The organism is Olleya sp. Ti.3.14 (assembly GCF_038154885.1).
Taxonomy (GTDB): Bacteria; Bacteroidota; Bacteroidia; order Flavobacteriales; family Flavobacteriaceae; genus Olleya.
In genome coordinates this window covers 1-267 of sequence record NZ_JBAKAO010000099.1, presented here as the reverse complement: position 1 = coordinate 267, position 267 = coordinate 1, and the positions used below count along the sequence as shown (strand labels likewise).

Annotated in this window: 1 pseudogene; it reads right to left on the bottom strand. The window is 38.2% G+C overall.

Going from position 1 to position 267, the window contains the following annotated elements:
• Window positions 1-267, bottom strand: a pseudogene (locus V6251_RS15445) (hypothetical protein); the annotation flags it as partial.

Sequence of the window (267 nt, the reverse complement as noted above, 5' to 3'; positions counted from 1 at the left end):
CAGCATCAATAGTTACTGAACCATTAGCTGGATTCGTATTAGCAGTTACTGTTTGGTTATCACCTTCAAAATCTTCATCGTTAGTTAATACATTACCAGAGACTGGTTGTCCAACAAACGTATTGTTAATATCAGCGATAGCATCAGTAGTATTAGCAATACCACCAACAGTAAGATACACAGTAGCTTGATCACAAGCTTGAGGCGTTCCGTTATCACAGATAGTGTATACAAAAGAATCCGTTCCTACATAACCAGCATTAGGTG